Source organism: Corynebacterium stationis (genome assembly GCF_001941345.1).
Classification (GTDB): domain Bacteria; phylum Actinomycetota; class Actinomycetes; order Mycobacteriales; family Mycobacteriaceae; genus Corynebacterium; species Corynebacterium stationis.
This window is the reverse complement of sequence record NZ_CP009251.1, coordinates 289,906-308,426: the sequence shown is the minus strand read 5'-3', so window position 1 is coordinate 308,426 and position 18,521 is coordinate 289,906. Positions and strand designations below refer to the sequence as shown.

General features: G+C 54.4%; 16 protein-coding genes and 1 tRNA gene. 9 read left to right on the top strand and 8 right to left on the bottom strand.

All coding sequences use genetic code 11. The features are described from left to right. Positions 1-173: 173 nt before the first annotated feature. Complete coding sequence (locus CSTAT_RS01545; protein ID WP_419186539.1) at positions 174-2,585, top strand: transglycosylase domain-containing protein; 2,412 nt, start codon at positions 174-176, stop codon at positions 2,583-2,585. A gap of 73 nt (positions 2,586-2,658) precedes the next feature. On the opposite strand, the gene CSTAT_RS01540 is transcribed toward CSTAT_RS01545, so the two are convergent. Beyond that, positions 2,659-3,111 carry a GatB/YqeY domain-containing protein gene (locus tag CSTAT_RS01540; RefSeq protein WP_066792269.1) on the bottom strand — a complete coding sequence of 151 codons (453 nt, stop codon included), beginning with the start codon at positions 3,109-3,111 and terminating at the stop codon, positions 2,659-2,661. A 32-nt stretch (positions 3,112-3,143) separates the two neighbouring features. Between CSTAT_RS01540 and CSTAT_RS01535 the strand changes: the two genes are divergently transcribed. Further along, positions 3,144-4,040, top strand: coding sequence for a metallophosphoesterase (locus tag CSTAT_RS01535; RefSeq protein WP_156845079.1), 897 nt, complete (start codon positions 3,144-3,146; stop codon positions 4,038-4,040). Between the two features lie 97 nt (positions 4,041-4,137). After that, a tRNA-Pro gene (locus CSTAT_RS01530) sits at positions 4,138-4,214 on the top strand. 86 nt (positions 4,215-4,300) lie between these two features. Here the strand turns inward: CSTAT_RS01530 and CSTAT_RS13750 are convergent. Beyond that, on the bottom strand, positions 4,301-4,468 hold the full coding sequence (locus tag CSTAT_RS13750; protein ID WP_244892874.1) for a hypothetical protein: 168 nt from the start codon (positions 4,466-4,468) through the stop codon (positions 4,301-4,303). A 5-nt stretch (positions 4,469-4,473) separates the two neighbouring features. Between CSTAT_RS13750 and CSTAT_RS01525 the strand changes: the two genes are divergently transcribed. Continuing rightward, the gene (locus CSTAT_RS01525) at positions 4,474-4,791 is read left to right on the top strand and encodes a hypothetical protein (RefSeq protein ID WP_244892873.1); all 318 of its coding nucleotides are present in this window, start codon (positions 4,474-4,476) and stop codon (positions 4,789-4,791) included. Positions 4,792-4,838: 47 nt separating this feature from the next. Continuing rightward, on the top strand, positions 4,839-5,114 hold the full coding sequence (locus CSTAT_RS13980) for a flavin reductase family protein (RefSeq protein ID WP_083640597.1): 276 nt from the start codon (positions 4,839-4,841) through the stop codon (positions 5,112-5,114). Positions 5,115-5,305: 191 nt separating this feature from the next. Here the strand turns inward: CSTAT_RS13980 and CSTAT_RS01515 are convergent, their stop codons facing one another. Beyond that, positions 5,306-6,670 (bottom strand): CitMHS family transporter, encoded by a 1,365-nt coding sequence (locus tag CSTAT_RS01515; protein ID WP_075722239.1) that lies wholly within the window; start codon positions 6,668-6,670, stop codon positions 5,306-5,308. A 559-nt stretch (positions 6,671-7,229) separates the two neighbouring features. Between CSTAT_RS01515 and CSTAT_RS01510 the strand changes: the two genes are divergently transcribed. Further along, positions 7,230-7,508 carry a peptidase M23 gene (locus CSTAT_RS01510; RefSeq protein WP_066840137.1) on the top strand — a complete coding sequence of 93 codons (279 nt, stop codon included), beginning with the start codon at positions 7,230-7,232 and terminating at the stop codon, positions 7,506-7,508. Here the strand turns inward: CSTAT_RS01510 and CSTAT_RS01505 are convergent, their stop codons facing one another. Both CSTAT_RS01505 and CSTAT_RS01500 read right to left on the bottom strand, forming a co-directional pair. After that, positions 7,509-8,987 carry a hypothetical protein gene (locus CSTAT_RS01505; RefSeq protein ID WP_075723761.1) on the bottom strand — a complete coding sequence of 493 codons (1,479 nt, stop codon included), beginning with the start codon at positions 8,985-8,987 and terminating at the stop codon, positions 7,509-7,511. A gap of 57 nt (positions 8,988-9,044) precedes the next feature. Continuing rightward, on the bottom strand, positions 9,045-10,580 hold the full coding sequence (locus tag CSTAT_RS01500) for a catalase (RefSeq protein ID WP_075722238.1): 1,536 nt from the start codon (positions 10,578-10,580) through the stop codon (positions 9,045-9,047). A 236-nt stretch (positions 10,581-10,816) separates the two neighbouring features. On the opposite strand from CSTAT_RS01500, the gene CSTAT_RS01495 reads away from it, so the two are divergent. Then, complete coding sequence (locus CSTAT_RS01495) at positions 10,817-11,362, top strand: RNA polymerase sigma factor (RefSeq protein ID WP_075722237.1); 546 nt, start codon at positions 10,817-10,819, stop codon at positions 11,360-11,362. A 359-nt stretch (positions 11,363-11,721) separates the two neighbouring features. Continuing rightward, the gene (locus CSTAT_RS01490) at positions 11,722-13,206 is read left to right on the top strand and encodes a YkvI family membrane protein (RefSeq protein WP_075722236.1); all 1,485 of its coding nucleotides are present in this window, start codon (positions 11,722-11,724) and stop codon (positions 13,204-13,206) included. A gap of 102 nt (positions 13,207-13,308) precedes the next feature. On the opposite strand, the gene CSTAT_RS01485 is transcribed toward CSTAT_RS01490, so the two are convergent. Together CSTAT_RS01485 and CSTAT_RS01480 are read right to left on the bottom strand one after the other, a co-directional pair. Further along, a complete protein-coding gene (locus tag CSTAT_RS01485) occupies positions 13,309-14,340 on the bottom strand; it encodes an aspartate-semialdehyde dehydrogenase (protein WP_075722235.1) in 1,032 nt (343 codons plus the stop codon). Between the two features lie 69 nt (positions 14,341-14,409). Beyond that, a complete protein-coding gene (locus tag CSTAT_RS01480; RefSeq protein WP_066792260.1) occupies positions 14,410-15,675 on the bottom strand; it encodes an aspartate kinase in 1,266 nt (421 codons plus the stop codon). 347 nt (positions 15,676-16,022) lie between these two features. Here CSTAT_RS01480 and CSTAT_RS01475 point away from each other — a divergent pair, with 347 nt between their 5' ends. Then, a complete protein-coding gene (locus CSTAT_RS01475; RefSeq protein WP_075722234.1) occupies positions 16,023-16,892 on the top strand; it encodes a DMT family transporter in 870 nt (289 codons plus the stop codon). Here CSTAT_RS01475 and CSTAT_RS01470 read toward each other — a convergent pair. Then, entirely contained in the window at positions 16,889-18,130 is a 1,242-nt protein-coding gene (locus CSTAT_RS01470) for a hypothetical protein (protein ID WP_244892871.1), read from the bottom strand. The genes CSTAT_RS01475 and CSTAT_RS01470 overlap by 4 nt on opposite strands. Positions 18,131-18,521: the final 391 nt, after the last annotated feature.

Sequence of the window (18,521 nt, the reverse complement as noted above, 5' to 3'; positions counted from 1 at the left end):
CTTCTGCTTATCCACACATAATCTCATGAGGCGTATTCACGCTCTGGTAGTAAGTGTATTCACAGCATTCGCAACGTGTCTAACAGGTCACACTTTAGGGGGGAGTTAATTTGTTTCCTCCCGCGCGCAGACCTTGTAGGGTATTGGGGGTGAAAGCTCTAGGAAGAATCTCTTTGGTCACCGTCATTATTGGCGTGCTCGTTGCCGTTGCCCTAGCACCCGCAGCGAGCTTGTCTGGTGTCGCGGTTGCCACTGCATCCGATGCTATGGAATCGGACATCGAAGCGCTGGAAGCGGGCACTATCCCGGGGGTAACCACCATCCGTGATTCCGAGGGCAACAACATGGCCTACCTGTTCAATCAGCGCCGCCACCCTGTCGAGCCCGATCAGATCTCGCAAAACATGAAAGATGCGATCGTCTCCATTGAGGATCATCGCTTCTACGAGCATGAAGGCGTAGACATCCAGGGTAATTTCCGCGCGCTAGCTACTAACGTGCTGGCAGGTGGTGTATCCCAGGGTGCATCAACGCTGAACCAGCAGTACGTAAAGAACTACCTTTTGCTTGTCGATGCCACCACGGACGAAGAACGCCAGGCTGCCACTGAACAGTCCATTCCCCGTAAGCTGCGTGAGATTCGCATGGCTGCGGAGATTGACCGGAAATTGAGCAAAGATGAGATTCTGGCGAACTACCTCAACCTTGTCCCCTTCGGCAACCATGCCTATGGCATCGAAGCAGCTGCACGCACCTATTTTGGCGTCAGTGCTAATGAGCTAACCTTGCCACAATCTGCAATGCTGGCCGGCATGGTGCAGTCCTCTGAATACTTGAACCCGTATACCAATACGGAAGAGGTACTCAAGCGTCGTGCGACAGTGCTGCAATCGATGGTGGGCAATGGCTATATCTCCCAAGCTGAAGCCGATGAGGCTAACACCGACTCTTTAGGCGTGCTAGATCGCCCAAGCACCTTACCTAATGGCTGCATTGGCGCCGGTGACCGCGGTTTCTTCTGCGATTATGTTCTTGAATATTTAGACGAACGCGGAATCACCACGGAGGAATTAGCCCGTGGCGGCTACACCATTGACACCACGTTGAATCCAGTGGTGCAAGACCGCGCGAAGGAATCGGTTAACGCCCAGACCTCCTCGGATGCTGCTGGCGTGGCATCGGTGATGAACGTGGTTCGCCCTTCTGAAACCGACCGCGATGTACTCGCAATGGTTTCTTCCCGGACCTACGGATTGGATCTGGACCAAAATGAGACCTTGTTGCCGCAGCCTTATTCCATGGTGGGTAACGGTGCAGGCTCTGTTTTCAAGGTCTTTACTGCAGCTGCTGCAGTGGAAGCAGGTTATGGCATTAAGAATATGCTGGACGTTCCCACTCGCTATGACGCGGAAGGCCTTGGTTTCGGCGGCGCCGATAATTGCCCGGCTAACCGTTACTGTGTTGAAAACGCTGGCACCTACAAGCCACGCATGACTTTTGAAGAAGCGTTAGCGCATTCGCCAAACACCACCTTCATTCAGTTAGAAGAGCAAGTAGGTATTGAGGCGACCGTAGATATGGCTGTGAAGCTGGGCTTGCGCAGCTACGCCAAGGAAGGCAGCTTCAACGAGGACTACTCACTCGCGGATTACGCCAAGGAAGCCCCAATGGGTTCTTTCACGTTGGGACCTACCGCGGTAAACCCACTGGAGCTTTCCAATGTCGGCGCTACTCTGGCTGCCCATGGCACCTGGTGCGAGCCAGATCCGATTGGTCATATCACCGACCGCAATGGCAATGAAGTATATGTCGAATCAACGCCTTGTGAACGCGTAATGGATAGCGGAGCTGCCGATGCACTCGCCAATGCGATGACTGCCGATGCCCACATTGGTACTGCTGAGGCAGCTGCCAATCAGATGGGCTGGAATGGCCAGATCGCTGCAAAGACCGGTACCACCGAGTCCAACCAATCGGCTGCTTTCTTGGGCTTTAACTCTGGGTTATCAGCAGCGCCTTATATCTACAATGACGGCACCAATACTTCCTCGTTGTGCACCAGCCCCGTGCGCCAGTGTGGCAACGGGACGCTCTTCGGCGGTACCGAACCAGCTCGCACCTTCTTCGGCATGGCCACGCAGCTCCAGTCGGCTACTAGTGGCACCATCTCCGACTATGACCGCGCCTATGACAGCGGTAAGTCCACTGGTCTCTTAGAGTCCGTGCGCGGCCGCAGCGAAAGCTCTGCTCGCCAAAAGCTCGAGGGAGAAGGCTACCACGTGCGCGTTATCTCAGTTCCGGATGCACAAGCTTCAGGTACCGTTGTACGCGCACTCAAGGGCAGCGATGGGCTTGCCGATGGCGCCGAGATCACTCTGCAGATCTCTGACGGATCTGGCTACACAGCCCCTGATACCAGCGACTCCAATACCCAGGACTCAGGCAACGGTAATAGCGGCGAAAGTAATAGCCGCAACAATGGACGAAGCAATGGCCGCGGCAACCGCAATCCGCAGCCGTTGATTTCTCAAGACGACATCGATGATTTCACCAATGAGCTGCGTCGCACCTTCGGCTTCAACTAACACTTAGCTACCTCAAGCACGCCAAAAGGCGGGCACCAGATTTTCTCCCTGGTGCCCGCCTTTACTCAACCCGCTAGCTGCTTAGCTTGGCCTTAACTGCGTCGGAGAGACGCTTGCCGTCTACGGCTCCAGCGGCCTTTTCGGTAGCTATCTTCATGACTTGGCCCATCTGTGCCATGGAGTCAGCGCCAACTTCGGCGATGGAGTCATCGACAAGCTTTTCTAACTCAGCATCACCCAGCTGCGCCGGCTGGTATGCCTCGAAATAAGGCACCTCAGCAAGCTCTGCCTCAGCCAGTTCAGGGCGGTCATTGTCTGCATACATTTGTGCGGATTCGCGGCGCTTTTTGATCTCACGCGCGATGACTTTCAAAACGTCTTCATCGGTGATTTCATGGCGGGCGCCAGTGGTTTCTTCTGCCTGGATAGCTGCGAGGAGAGCACGGATTGCACCGGTGCGTTCTTTTTCTTTTGCCTTCATTGAGGTCTTGAGGTCTGCGCGGATGGTTTCTTTTAACTGACTCATAGTTTCCTAATTTACCCCTGTAGGCTGGTTGCGTGAAGAAAATAGTGCCATTACTCCTAACTCCAGCCCTCGCAGGCCTTGCAACGGCCGCGTGGGGCTACTCCGAATTGACCAAATTCGAGCTCAAGGAAGTAACCGTGCCGCTGCTAAAACCAGGCACTTTGCGCGGTGACAAGGAATTTAAGATTCTCCACATCTCCGACCTGCACATGATTCCAGGGCAAGAGGAAAAAATTGAGTGGGTTTCCGCACTTTCTGACCTCGAACCGGATTTGGTGGTCAATACCGGCGATAATCTCTCTGATGTAGCCGGTGTTCCCGATGTCCTGCGAGCCATTGGCCCCTTGATGAAATACCCGGGTCTATTCGTCTTTGGTACCAATGATTACTGGGCACCGCGCCCGGTAAACCCGTTTAAATACTTGTGGGGCGCCAAGCGCGAACCGTCTTATGTCGATTTGCCCTGGCGCGGCATGCGGGCGGCTTTCATGGAGCATGGCTGGCGCGATGCCACCCAAGCCCGCCATGAATTCCAGGTCGGCAACGTGCGATTAGCTGTCGCTGGCGTCGATGATCCGCATCATGATTTGGATGACTACGCCGATATCGCCGGTATGCCGAACCAGGACGCGGACCTTGCTCTGGCCTTGCTGCACAGCCCCGAGCCCCGCGTGCTAGAAAAGTTTGCTGCCGATGGCTACCAACTCTCGCTCTCTGGCCATACCCACGGCGGGCAAATCTGCCTGCCTGGCTCCCGCGCCTTAGTGACCAACTCTGGGATTGACCGCAAGCGAGTCCAAGGCCTGCACGACTTTGGCCCGATGAAGATGCACGTCTCCAATGGCTTGGGCACCTCTAAGTTCGCACCCGTGCGTATCTTCTGCCGCCCTTCGGCAACACTGCTGCGCATCACCGAAAAAGCTCAGTAGCTAAAAATAGTTCACTCCCAAATTCGTGATTCCTGATTTGGGGGCGCACCCCACCCCGGCGTTATAATTTCTTTGTACCGCACAAGATTGCGATATTCGGGATATGGCGCAGGTTGGTAGCGCGCGTCGTTCGGGACGACGAGGTCGCAGGTTCAAATCCTGTTATCCCGACCAAATTCTTTTCTAGCGCTTTCTCGCTAGCCTTTTAGGCTAATCCCCTGCTTTTAACAAAGGGTTAGCCCACGGGGGATACCCTCCGGTCAATCGCGCAGCGTCGCGAGCTGATGACAAAAGCTTCTCCAGCCCGCGGATTCGAAGAGTGCTTGCGAGTCCGGACGGGTGGATGCCTGGACGGTGTGGGATCCGTACACAGCCATCGCGGAAGTCGGCGGGGCCGTGCCGTTGATTACCGCCGAGGGTGTGTCCAATGGTTATGTCTTTGGGGTCGCAAGTGACGCCGCGCTTGCCGATGACTCCCGCGCCGAAGCCATCGACGACCTCCTTGAGCGCATCGAGCGTGCATATCAGTGGACAAATGATAACCCAGAAATGGGAGAAGATTTTCGCGCAGGAAACCGGCACGGACGCAGAAGCAACGAAGATCAATACCCGCAGCACACGCCTGCAAATCCCGCTCGATCAAAAGGTGATCGATTCCCAAAATGACCTAATCGGCGCGTCTGAGCGCGCGGACGTTCTCCCCGACGTCTTCGACTTCGCAGACCAAGTCGATGTCCGTTTCGAAGACTAGTAAACCCCCTTCAGCAAAGGAAGTATCATGCCTACTACTTTTCTCCCATCGCACTGCGCCCGGTTCTAGCGCAGGTCCCAACCCCCATCACGGCGGTCGCAGCGCTTGTCGATGCACAACCGACCTCCATGATCGCTGCCTCCTTCATTGGGCTTAGCCTCGATCCCCCGCTAGTTGGCGTCTCCATTCAGGACACTTCTACGACGTGGCCGCGTCTTCGCGAAGCAGACTCCATAGGGATTTCTGCCCTTGCTGCTGAGCACGCTGGTATTATCCGTCAACTCGCCGGCCCGGCCGATAAACGCTTCGATGACGTTTCGTAGACAGCAGATGGCACCGCCGTACTTACCGACGGCTCTACCGCCACCTTCACCACCCGCCTCGTCGAGGAAATCATTACCGGAGACCACACCCTCGCCGTGCTCGAATTCCTCGATACCACCAGCCACGCCGAGCAAACTCCATTGGTCTTCCACAACTCCCAGTTCAAACCGCACGGAGCCGGATGAGAGTTTTAGGCCAACATTCCAGTAAAGAACGCCACCAGTACCATGGTTACGGACAGTATCCAAGCGATTGGGAAAGCCAGCTTGAGGTACTTGCCCATCTGCGCGCCAGCTAGCCCTAGGGCTAGCCACAGCGCTGGAGAAAATGGCGAGACGAAAGTACCAATAACGTTGCCGACAATCAGCGCTGAGGCAGCACCAAGACCCGTGACGTCATATGTGGCCACAGTTTCTTGCACAATCGGCAAGACCGAGAAGTAGTAGGCGTCAGTCGACGTCAACAGGTCTAGCGGCACGCCCAGCAGTCCAACGATGACGTGTAAGTAAGGTCCCACGGCAGCAGGCAGGATGGAAACCAACATGAGTGCGATTTCTTCCAGCATGCCGGATTCATTAAGCACGCCCAAAAACATCGCCGCTGCCAAGATGACGCCGGCCATGGACAGGGCATTCGGCGCGTGACGTTTGAGGGCTTCAGACTGATCACCGGCTGATTTGAAGTTGACCACTAGGGCAATCGTTGTGGCAATGAGGAAGGCAGGAGCTGGTGGCAAGAGGCCAGAAAGCAAGCTTATAAGGACAGCGAGCGCGAGCACGATGTTAATAACAGTGATAAAGCGCCCTGTGCGGAAGTGGTAGCCGTCTTCTTCCTGCTGCTGATCTTGGCGGGCTTGGAATTCTGCAGCCAACGATGCGACGTCAACTTCGGTGGTGCCTTGGAATTCACCAGATGCTTGAAGCTTTGCGATGCGACGCTTTTCTGACCAGCCCAGTAGCGCCGCGATGCCGAGGACCAACACTGCTGCGACAGCTTGAATAGGGATGAGGTGCATCCAGATATCGTTCGGGTCTTGAGCAATAACCGTACCGGCACGCCCTAAAGGACCTGCCCACGGAACCATATTCATCACGGATGCGGCCATCGCCACGATGGTCAACAGCACGTAGCGCGACATATTCATGGCTTTGTACAGCGGCAAGAGTGCTGGAATCGTCAGCAGGAACGTGGTGGAACCAGAACCATCGAGGTGTGCGACGATACCGATGGCAGCGGTACCTAAAGTCACCAGCATGACATTGCCGCGCGTGGCTACGATGAGGGATTTAATCACCGGAGTGAAAAGCCCGATATCTTGCAATATCCCAAAGAAGATGATGGCAAAGATGAACATCACCACGACGCTCATCACAGACCCGAGACCGCTCTCATAGAAGTCTGCAAGGTCCTCAAATCCATAACCCAAAATGAAGACACCGATCGCAGGGACCAGCGTCATAGGAATAATCGGGTTGGCTTTTCCGCGGATTAAGATTCCGACGGTCACAGCGATAATTAAAAGACCCATGATGGTCAGACCCAAGGGCGTTTGCATATAAAATTCCATTCACACTACTGGTACTATCACCGCGCTAACTTACGCACTGTGGGCGCAGAAATGAAATATTAAACCCGTGCATAGGGTCACAAATAACGCGGGCGTGTAGCACGCGCCCCGAGATTTGACAGTTTCGGTTATCTCTTAAACGTTTGAGTAAGAAAGCAAAGCTGCTGTACATAAATAAGCATGCGGCCGCCATGCGCACATTTTCTGCACCGATTCAGTTCTGGAAGCCCTAGCCCTTTCGCCCCCGATTGTTAGCTTCCTTACAGCGAAGCTTCACTGCCCATCCTGATGAAAAACAAGGAAACGGCGCCGCATCCCTACAGCTGCGGCGCCGCCCTATTCCCTATCACTCACAACGGATTGGAGAAACCGTCAGTCCGCCCCCTAAGCGGACTACGTGAGCAATGACCACACTAGCACTGGTGAATTTGCCGAGTCCAACCTATAGCACCGTTCACAGCAACCTATTATTGAATTACTGCTATTTCGATGCTTTCCACAGATATAGCCAAGGCCACATCACCAACTCATACTAAGGTGGATAACGATGATTACCTTTGATGAAGCTGTAGAAAAAGTATTTCAGCACCGCGGCCCACTCGCAGGCGCAGCAGAGACCGACACACATTGGCTGTTTAGCCCGAGCCGTCCAGATAACTCAATCGGGCCGACTCTGGTCAACCGCGAGACCGGCGAGATTGAGCAGTATGACACTAATCCAAAAAATTGGCGCCCGGTGCTAAAAGCATTCCGAGCGCAAGAGCCGACTCCGCGGCCAATCCCGACCGAGTTCTACGAAGAACCCGAGCACATCAAAGCGCCTTAATTAGGCAACAGATGCTGCGTCTCCCTCAGGCACCTGCGCTGGCTTGCGGGTTACTGCAACAACGACAACCCCGAGGATTACCACGGCAGCAAGCACACTGGCTGAGGTCCACAGCATGGTCGCACTGCCCTCATTTCCAGCAGAGATAAGACCCGTGGTCGCCCAGTTCAACGGCGTGAGGTTGGCGAGTACTTGCCAGATGGTGCCGATCTCACCGGTGGTAGCGGTCTTCCAGACATAGCCGACAAGCCCTAGCTGGACGATGCCAGCAATCGCAGCCGTGATGAGTCCCGGTGTAACTTTCATGCGCGCCAAGATCGCATGCGTGATAACCGTAGAGGCCAAAGATGCCAGCGCCATCAATCCGGCACCCAGGATAAGACCCACTGGGGTAATCACGCTTGCCAGAATCCACAACAACATTGTGCTGGCAGCAACCAGGCCAATCGTGCCAATAATCAAGGTGACGACTGGTCGTCCTATGCGGCTTGCCCATGCCCACCCCAGTGCTGCACCGCCAAGCATAACCAAGGCAGCAAGCAGCATCGCTACAACGGGACTCAAAGCACCAGTGATGTCTTCTTCCGCAGCAGCAAGTTCCGGATCTATTTCTTCGCTGACTTCGCCTGCCGCGGGTGCCTGCACGGCAGGTAGCGCGCGCTGCACGGCATCTGCCTTGTTCTTATTTAAGTCCGCCATGGACTTGATGCGGTCGGCGCCATCGGAAAGCTCTTGCGAACCATCTGTCAGCACACCGGTACCCGACTGCAATTCTTGTAATCCTGCCAGTAGTTCCTGGCTGCCTTGCGTCGCCGAGTAGATACCATCGTGATAGGCATAGCCTGGCACATCAAGCTGATTAGCCAGTTCACGGGAGCCATTTTGCAGCTCCGTTAGAGGATCAGTGACTTCTGCTTCAACATCAAAGGCTTCCAATTGCCGCTTCAAGTCAGCAATCGCCCCGCGTACTTCTTTGGCTTCTTTGGAATCTACGCCTTTGAGATCATGCTCAGCGGACTCCACAGCTTCTAGAAGCTGCCCTTGTACGGCTCCAAGACCAATTACTTGGTTAACGGCCGAATCAACTGCGTTCGCCAGTTGCGATGCCCCATCGCCAAGCTGTCCGGTACCCGCCTGTAGCTCGGTCATGCCATTGCTGAGCGCCTGCGCGCCTTCGACCAACTGGTCAACGCCAGGCCCTAATTCATCGGCTCCTTCGCGAAGCTGCGTGGTGCCATCGGCAAGCTGCTCGGCTCCCGAGACCAAAAATCCCGCCTGCGACTGTGCCTCGCCGGCTGCCCTGCGCGCATTGACTACATCTTCTGCCGTTACCTGGTCCGCCGGTGCGCCGGTGGCGTCTTCCCCACTAGACCAAGCCTGGGAAGGTTCCCAGGAAGTAGAAAACGCGAAAACCGCGCCCACAATAATGGGCACGGTCAAAAGCAACGACCATAATGCGCGGGTGGTATGAGAAGTCATAGATGAAAACTTATCGACCACCAGCGCCTTAATGGTCAAGGCGCACCGTAAGTGCTCTTACTTCTTGGAAGCAAACAGCTCACGAACGCGAGCGCCGAGGTTTTCATCAACGTTGGTCCAATACTCGTAGACCTGCTGCTCAACCTGCTCAGAAACACCAGCCATTGCGTTGGTGATGTTATCTGCCAAACGCTCCTTAGCGCCGTCATCCATGACCTCGCGGTACAAGATGCCCGCCTGCATGAAGTCATCATCGTCTTGGTGCTTGACGTAAGGTGCACGAACCAAGTCGGTGCCGTGTGGGTCTGGGTTGACGTAGAGGTCAGATGCCTGAGCGTTTGGCTGCGCAGAGGTCTCGCCGTCATCCAGGTAGCCAGCGCCCTTGCCGTAGCGGTTCGGGCTGTAAACAGGGTCATCCTCATTGTTGAACAGGAAGGACATGGAGCCCTCGTGCTCGTAGGTGTTGACCTTGTCAGCGTTCAGTGGCTGGTTAACTGGCAGCTGCTTGTAGTTCGCACCGATGCGGTAACGCTGCTGGTCAGAGTATGCAAAGACACGTGCCTGCAGCATACGGTCTGGGGACAGGCCAACGCCAGGAACCAAGTTGGATGGGTCCAGAGCAACCTGCTCAATCTGAGCGAAGAAGTTGCGTGGGTTGCGGTTCAGAACGAAGTAGCCCACATCGTGCAGTGGGTAATCCTTCTGGGACCAGGTCTTGGTCAGATCGAACGGGTTCCAGCGGTAGTTCTCTGCATCCTCGAAAGGCATGATCTGAACCTTGACGTCCCAGATTGGGCAATCGCCCTGCTCGATCGAGTTGTATAGATCCTCACGGTGGTAGTCAGCGTTCTTACCAGCCATCTCCGCTGCCTCAGCATCGGTGAAGGTCTCCCAGCCCTGGCGGGTCTTGAAGTGGTACTTGATCCAAACTGGCTTGCCCTCTTCGTTTACCCACTGGAAAGTGTGGGAACCGAAGCCGTCCTGGTGACGGGAAGTCTTAGGGGTACCGCGGTCACCCATCAAGTAGGTCACCTGGTGTGCAGATTCAGGAGAACGAGTCCAGAAATCCCACTGCATGTCTGCGTCACGCAGGCCGTTGCGGCCGAGACGCTTCTGGGAGTGGATGAAATCTGGGAACTTCATGCCGTCGCGCAGGAAGAAGGTTGGGGTGTTGTTACCCACGATGTCGTAGTTGCCGTCTTCGGTGTAGAAGCGCAGCGCGAAACCGTGAACGTCACGCCAGGTATCTGGGGAGCCCTGCTCACCAGCAACCGTGGAAAAGCGCGCCATCATTGGCGTGACGGTGCCCTTTTGGAACAGCTTTGCCTTGGTGAACTCGGAAACATCTTCGGTGATGTGGAGTTCGCCGAAAGCGCCGTGGCCCTTTGCGTGAGGGGTGCGCTCTGGGACGCGCTCACGGTTGAAGTGAGCCAGCTTCTCAATGAGGTGAATGTCATTGAGAACGTTTGGCCCCTGTGGGCCAGCGGTGATCGAGGTGTTCTCGGATGGAACGGGCTGTCCAGATGGGCTAGTTGAATTGCCCTGGCCAGCTACGCGCTCACCCTTGTTCAATACTTCATCAGCAGCAGACATATGTGCTCCTAAATCGTCGGGTTGATTGTCTTGGGTGCCCTCGATTCTACCCACGTTTATAAACTTCGGCAAACAATAACTGGAGATTCATACGTTTTACCCAATATTCACCTTGACGATTGAAAAGATCTCCGTATCACTGCAGATGAAGCAGAATCTGTGGCATTTTTCGCCGCATTTTTGCCGGGCACACCACCATAAGGATTACCCCCAATGCGGCTGGTAGATTGATATGGGTGAATTCCAATCATGGGCGCGATGATGCGCGAGTTACCGAGCTGGCTTTAAAAGCCGGTCGCGGTGATCGCAAAGCGCTCACTGAATTCATTCGCTCTACCCAAGATGACGTGTGGCGTCTTTTAGCCCACCTGGGTGGGCCGGAAATCGCTGATGACCTCACCCAAGAAACGTATCTGCGCGTCATCGGTGCCCTCCCCCGGTTTGCAGCACGGTCTTCTGCTCGGACGTGGCTACTTTCTTTAGCCCGGCGCGTGTGGGTAGACAATATCCGCCATGACATGGCCAGGCCTCGGAAATCAGCTACCGAGTACGAAGATGCGACCGCTGATGCGGCTTCGCCTGAAAATTCCACCGCGTGGGCGGAATGGATTGATGCGCGCGCCTTAATTGACGCGTTACCGGAAGACCGCCGCGAAGCCCTCATCCTCACCCAAGTGCTGGGATATACCTACGAGGAAGCCGCCAAAATTGCTGGCGTCCGCGTTGGCACGATTCGCTCTCGCGTCTCACGCGCTCGCAAAGACTTAATCGACGGCGCCTAAAGTCGCTTCTTGGCATCAGATGGTGCTTGCTGGGACACCCTGCATCCAGGCAACGCCCAATTGTTACACAATGTTGATAGTCCACGTTTTACTGCGCTCTAGCAGCCGAATCATCTCAACTACTCGATGAATTTATCTTTAATCGGATGGTTTTTAGATGACATGAATCACCCAGCTTTGTAGGTTGGAGCTATTGTACGGCTTTTGCACCCAAAGGCCGGATACTTTTGCATTAACCATTTTGTTGGCATTTCATTGCTGACGTTGAGCTAACCGCAACACGTGGGGGGCCGAGCTTGTTTGTGGATGCTCTTCGCGTTTTGCGTGAGATAAATTAATCGATTTGGAGTTGTCTTTCCATGATTAAACGCGCATTGGGTATTTCCATGGCGTTTGTCGGTGTCCTTGTGGGTGCCGGTTTTGCTTCCGGCCAGGAAGCAATGCAGTACTTCGTCTCTTTCGGTGAGATGGGCTTGTGGGGCGTTATCGTCGCCGCGGCTCTAACCACGATTACGGGTATTGCCGTCTTGCAGCTTGGTTCCTACTTCCAAGCCAATGAGCACACTGCAGTATATGACCGAGTTTCTGGTCCAATTACTTCCAAAATCCTAGATATTGGAACCTTGATTACTCTATTCAGCATCGGCTTTGTGATGTTCGCAGGTGCGGGTTCTAACTTAGCCCAGCAATTCAAGGGCCTTCCGATTTTCGTTGGTGCACTCATCATGCTGGTTCTCGTGCTTGCCACTGGTCTACTAAACGTAGACAAAGTTACCGCTGTTATCGGGGCTATCACGCCGGTGATCATCATTTTGATCGTGGGTGTCACAAGCTACACCTTGCTGACCTCTGATTTAAATATCGCCGCAGCTCATGAGTATGCGGTAAATAACGTCGCCGGCCCACTGCCAAACTGGTGGCTCTCTGCGATGAACTACACCGGTTTGAACATCATGTGTGCAGTTTCCATGGCAATTGTTATCGGTGGCAATATTTTGGATAACCGTGCAGTCGGAATGGGTGGCATTTTGGGCGGCCTGACCACGTTGTTGCTGCTCGCCTTGCTGGTTTCTTCCCTATTCTTCATTGCTCCCGAAGTTAACGGAACTGACCTTCCAGTTCTTGCCCTTATTAATGGTATTAACCCAGCACTGGGCTACATCATGACTTTCGCTATTTTCGGCATGATTTTTAATACCGCAGTGGGTATGTTCTACGCCATGGCAAAGCGCCTAACCCGCGATAAACCAAGTCGGTTCTACAGTGTGTACGTTATTGCTTGTTTATTCGGCTTCGCACTCTCCTTCGTCGGCTTCCAGTCATTGGTTGCCAACGTGTACCCAATCTTGGGCTACATCGGCATCTTAATGATCGTGGTGATGTCCTTCGCATGGCTCAAAAACCGCAACAAGGTTAAAACCGAAACTGACCGTCGCCTGCGCGCACGTCAATTGGTTGCACGCAAACTGGATCCCCGCAAGCGTTTCACGAAGAAGAACGAACGTGAACTGGCAAAACTTGCCACCGAGTCCAACATGGACACCCCAGAATTCGTCGAAGTGGTTTCCGATGAAGTCCTCGACGAACTCGAATCCGATGCTGCGCTCGAAGGCTTCGACCGCGAAGACCCAGCGCCTTCCGTCACTTATGTGCAGCACACCAAGCCAGAGGTTCCAGAAGAAGAAGTGGCAACTGCACCCTCGACCTCAGCTGCAGCGACAGCGCCGGCAGCTTCGGAGACGGACACTAAGGCAGCCGCGGCGCCAACCACTACCCCGGATGCGGGCCTAGATACTGACCTAGATTTCGGCGGGCCGGAAGATACCGCAGCTAAGCAGAGCTAAGGAAAATAGCATCGATACGGCATAAAAAATCCACCTGGATTCGCACTCCTTTTAAAATATGGCTTTCAAAAGCGAGGTTCGACCAGGTGGATTTTTGTTTGTCTAAACCAGCAGCTCAGCAATCTGCACGGTGTTAAGTGCCGCGCCCTTGCGCAGGTTATCGCCGGCGACAACCAGTACTAGACCTTTGTTGTCATCCGCAGATTGGTCCTGGCGGATACGTCCGACCAGTACGTCATCGATCCCAGTGGCCTCTAGTGGCGTTGGAACGTCAACGACCTTGACACCAGCAGCGGTGCTCAGTGCCTCAGTAGCTTGTTCGGGGGTGATGCTGGATTCGAATTCTGCGTGGATGGTCATGGTGTGCCCGGAAAATACTGGCACGCGCACGCAGGTACCAGCAACACGCAGCTCTGGGAGTTCAAGAATCTTGCGGGATTCATTGCGCAGCTTTTGCTCTTCGTCGGTTTCACCGGAGCCATCGTCAACGATATTGCCAGCCAGTGGCAGAGCGTTGTATGCAATCGGAGCTACATAAGGAGCGGTATCTTCAACTTCCAACGCAGCACCAGTGCGCACTAGGTCCACATTGTGCTCACCGATCTTGTCAACCTGCTTAGCCAGTGCTTCCACACCAGCTAGGCCGGAGCCAGAGACAGCTTGGTAGGAAGAAACATGCAGACGCTTCAGACCAGCTTGGTTAGCCAAAACCTTCAGCACTGGCATCGCAGCCATGGTGGTGCAGTTCGGGTTAGCAATAATACCCTTGGCAGGGTTCTGCGCCGCGTGTGGGTTTACCTCCGCGACCACGAGAGGAACCTCAGGATCCTTGCGGTACGCCGAAGAGTTATCCACCACGGTTGCGCCAGCGGCAGCGAATACCGGAGCCCACTGCTTGGAGGTAGAACCGCCAGCGGAGAACAGTGCGATATCAACATCTGCGACGGATTCTTCCGTGATTTGAGTGAGGTCTTCTACGACAATCTTGTCGCCGCGGAATTCCAGCTCGGTACCAGCCGAGCGTGGTGATGCGAAAAAGCGCACCTTATCTGCTGGGAAGTTACGCTCTTCCAAGAGGTCGCGCATAACTTGGCCCACCTGTCCGGTGGCTCCAACAACTGCCAAAGTGGTCATTTTTTAATCAACCCTGTCTTGATGAGTGTGAAACTTAATGAAAGTTTAAATAATTTCTAGCGTCCGGCCTTAACGGCCAGTGCCTGCGTAGACTGTCGCTTCTTCTTCGCCGCCCAGCTGGAAGGTCTCGTGCAACGCGCGTGCAGAACGATCCAAGTCAGCTTCACGTACGAGAACGGAAATGCGGATTTCAGAGGTAGAAATCAGCTCTATATTCACGTTCACATCACGCAGTGCTTCGGTGAAATCAGCGGTCACGCCTGGGTGCGACTTCATACCTGCGCCGACCAGCGAGACCTTGCCCACCTGATCGTCATAGAGCACATTGCCCCAAGAGAATTCTTCTTTCATCTTGGACAAAATCTCCATGGCACGTGGGCCGTCGGTGCGTGGGCAGGTAAAGGTGATGTCAGTCTTGCCGTCTTCCAAAGAAGAGACGTTCTGCAAAACCATATCGATGTTGATTTCTGCATCCGCTACAGCGCGGAAGACCTTCGCCGCCTCACCCGGCTTGTCCGGAATGCCCAAGACGGTGACCTTAGCTTCGGTCTTATCGGTTGCTACACCAGTTAATACTGCTTCTTCCATGGGAATATCCTCCATTGAGCCGGCAATCAACGTGCCGGTATCACTGCTATAAGACGAACGAACTCGAAGTGGAACATTAAAGGCACGCGCATACTCCACACTGCGCAGAACCAAAATCTTGGAACCAACTGCGGCTAGCTCCAGCATTTCTTCAAAAGACAACTTGTCCAGCTTGCGCGCATTAGGAACAATGCGCGGATCCGCGGTATAGACACCATCGACGTCGGAGTAAATCTCACATACATCCGCATTCAGCGCCGCAGCCAGTGCGACAGCCGTGGTATCGGAACCACCACGGCCCAAGGTAGTGACATCGCGGGTGTCTTTATTTACACCTTGGAAACCAGCGACAATACAAATACGACCCTTATCCAGCGCTTCTTGCAAACGCCCCGGGGTAACATCCACGATGCGTGCGTTACCGTGGCGCTCCGTGGTCAGCACACCAGCTTGGGAACCGGTGAAAGATTGCGCAGTCGCGCCTAAAGATTCCACCGCCATAGCCACCAGTGCATTAGAAATACGCTCACCAGCGGTCAGCAGCATATCCATCTCACGTTGCGGTGGCACGGGGTTTACCTGTGCTGCTAGATCTAATAATTCATCGGTCGTATCACCCATGGCGGAGCAGACAACAACCACGTCGTTGCCAGCTTTTTTCGTTGCCACAATTCGCTCTGCTACTGCGCGAATACGTTCGGCGGACTCCAAAGAGGAGCCTCCGTACTTTTGAACGATGAGGGCCACGTCGTATTGCCGCCTTTCGCCTAGTCCTTATAAATTGCCAGTGAAAATTTTACTGTAGTTCGCCATACACCACGGATTTCTTTTCATTCCACAACTTCTAAAATCTATGCAGAAGCTGCAATATGAGCGGTGACATCGAATTACTGCTTAATTTCTATCACTTAGTAGTCAAATTGTCATGGTACAGGTTTTCACTGTTTAGCCATAGCCCAAGCCTCGTTTTTGAGATGAAGAGTCCAGTACTTGGAAATCTGAAGGGAGCATCGACAAGCGTTGCGTCAACACCTACTACTTCCGACTGGGCTGTGCATTTCCGCATGCACCAGTTTTTCACTACGGTATATCTCGTGCTGTCCAACCTTGTAGCAATCGCATTTGCCCTGTCATCTGCACTAGTTATTGCCTGGGGCACCGTCATTCGGCAAAGAATCGCTGAAAACGCCCGTCACGGCGTCATGCGCACTGCCATGCGCAACCCGGTGTGGTGGATTGGCACTGCCAGCGCCGTGATTGCCTACGGCCTGCAAGTTATTGCGCTAGGTTTTGGCACCTTGTTGATTGTTCAGCCCATTTTGGTGCTGTCTTTGATGTTTACCCTGCCGCTGGCTGCCTGGTACCAAAACCGGCGTATGTCTTCGGAAGAGCTGTTCTGGTGCAGTCTTTTAACCCTGTCGGTTGGGGTCATCTTGGTCTTTGGACGCCCGACCGGCGGAATTACTTCTCCGCCGCTGGCGCGCTGGCTGCCGGCATTTGCCCTCGGCTTTGCCCTAATGGCCGCTTTCGGTGTGGCTGCTTCACGTATCCGTACCCAACGCGCGTTGCTGCTGGGGGTGGTGTGCGGGATTTTATATGGCTACGTCGCTCTGTTATCGAAGGCTGTAGTGGATACCTTCACGGCCGCCGGGTTAGGTGAGTTGCTGAAGTCCTGGCCTTTATATGCGCTAATATTTGCCGCCGGTGCTGGCACGGTGTTGCAACAATATTCTTTCCACGCGGGACCACTCAAGCACTCATTACCAGCAATGAAAATCATCGAACCGCTTATCGCATTTTCCTTAGGATACGCGGTATTGCATGAGCAATTTCAGGTCCGCAGTGTACTGGGCTGGCTAGTTATGGCACTGGCCGTCGCAACCATGGTGATAGCCACCATCGTGCTCTCACAAAAGCCGATGAGCACCTTGCCGCGCGTAAAAGTGTCCACGCAGCCAAACTAAATCGCCCAGGGAAATACTGCCAGCATATAAGCCGAAAACCAGGTGCCAAATGCTGCCCAGCCAATGATTAAAGTCCAGGCCGCCCACCCCGGCAGATGTTTGAGCGCGCCCTGTGCCCACGGGATAAAAAGCACGGCAGCAGGCAGCAACAAGCGTGGGCGAGAATGCATCACGCCATCAGATAAAATGACATTCGCTGCCAGCGCCAGGCTAAATAACCAGGTGCCAGTATCAACGCGCCGCCACGCCAAGATCAGCGCGAAAGGCACGCCAAGCAAAACCATGGTGCTGAGCAAATAGCCCGTGTTATCGGCAGAAGTGAGGGTTTCAAAAATCCAGCGTGCAGTTGCTTGCCCGAAATCTAAGCCGGAATTCCAGTGCTTTTCTTGGGTACCAAAATAGCCGCCCACCCCTTCGAGCTGCTGTGATGCCCACCAGATATAGCCAATAAGCGGCAGCGGAGAAATCACCAGCGCCAGCCAAGCCTTCCAGGAACTTCGGGCATGAAGCAGCACCATGAGAGCAAATACCGCCACCAAGGCAATGGCAGTAATGCGCACAAAAGCTAGCGCGCAGATGATCACCCCGGCCATCCACCAGCTTTTATCCACCAATGCCACCAGCGCCCAGATGGCCAAAGCCCCAAAGAGCGCCTCGGTATAGGGCATATTGAAAACAATGGACATCGGCGCCATGGTCACCACCACCGCCGCAGCACTTTGCTCTTTAATTCCATAGCCCCAGCGCGCGGTCAAAGCCATAACGCCGCGCGCTAGAAAGACCGTGGCAAAGAAGTTGAAGATCATCCCCGCAATGGCATAATCGACACCCGTCAGGTTGGAGATGACCCGCATAATCATGGGAAAGGCCGGAAAGAAGGCCAGCCGAATTTCTTCGGCAGAAACCCCTCCGATGGTGCCGGAGAAATACCCGGCGCGCGCAATATCGACGTAGTGCGCCGCATCCCATTTATTTAACAGTCCCCACACATTGTCATCGTTGACCGCTGCTAAAACCGCCAGCACGGCCAAACGCGCCATGGTGCCCACGCTGACAATAATCAGGGCCAGGACCCAGCTCCAGGCAGAAGTGCTTCGCGCTAAAGAGCTTGTCGATGCACCCGCTGCCGCACCAGGCCACTTATCCAGGGCCACGACCCGCGCCACTTTTGATGCGGACTTCGTATCCGGGCCTGCATCAATGTGCGCGGTCTGGGCAGCTGTGGGCCGGTCATTCATAGCACTCGATCCTAGCTTGCCCCCGCCTTCACGCAATCACACCCGTTAAAAGAGCCCGAAAGAGTAAAACTTTAGCCAGGACACGAAATGGTTTTCCCATGATGTGAGAAACTGCTGCACACCTGGAGGGGGTAACACTTAAAATTTCACACGCCGAAGGTCACATCATGCGCTAGGATAACGCGTATGACTTTCCGGGCACGGCAACTCCTTCTTTGCCGCGGCGGGTTCCAGTAGTCGTTTCAAGTACGACCGGCACCCCGTCGCGGAGTTTGTTCTGCCGGTCGTACGACACGGAAAAATACAGATGAAGCCCTCCTATCATGGGCATTGACCACGTTTCTCACTACGTCACCGTCGTCTACATCTGGTTTAAACAAAGAAGGATTTA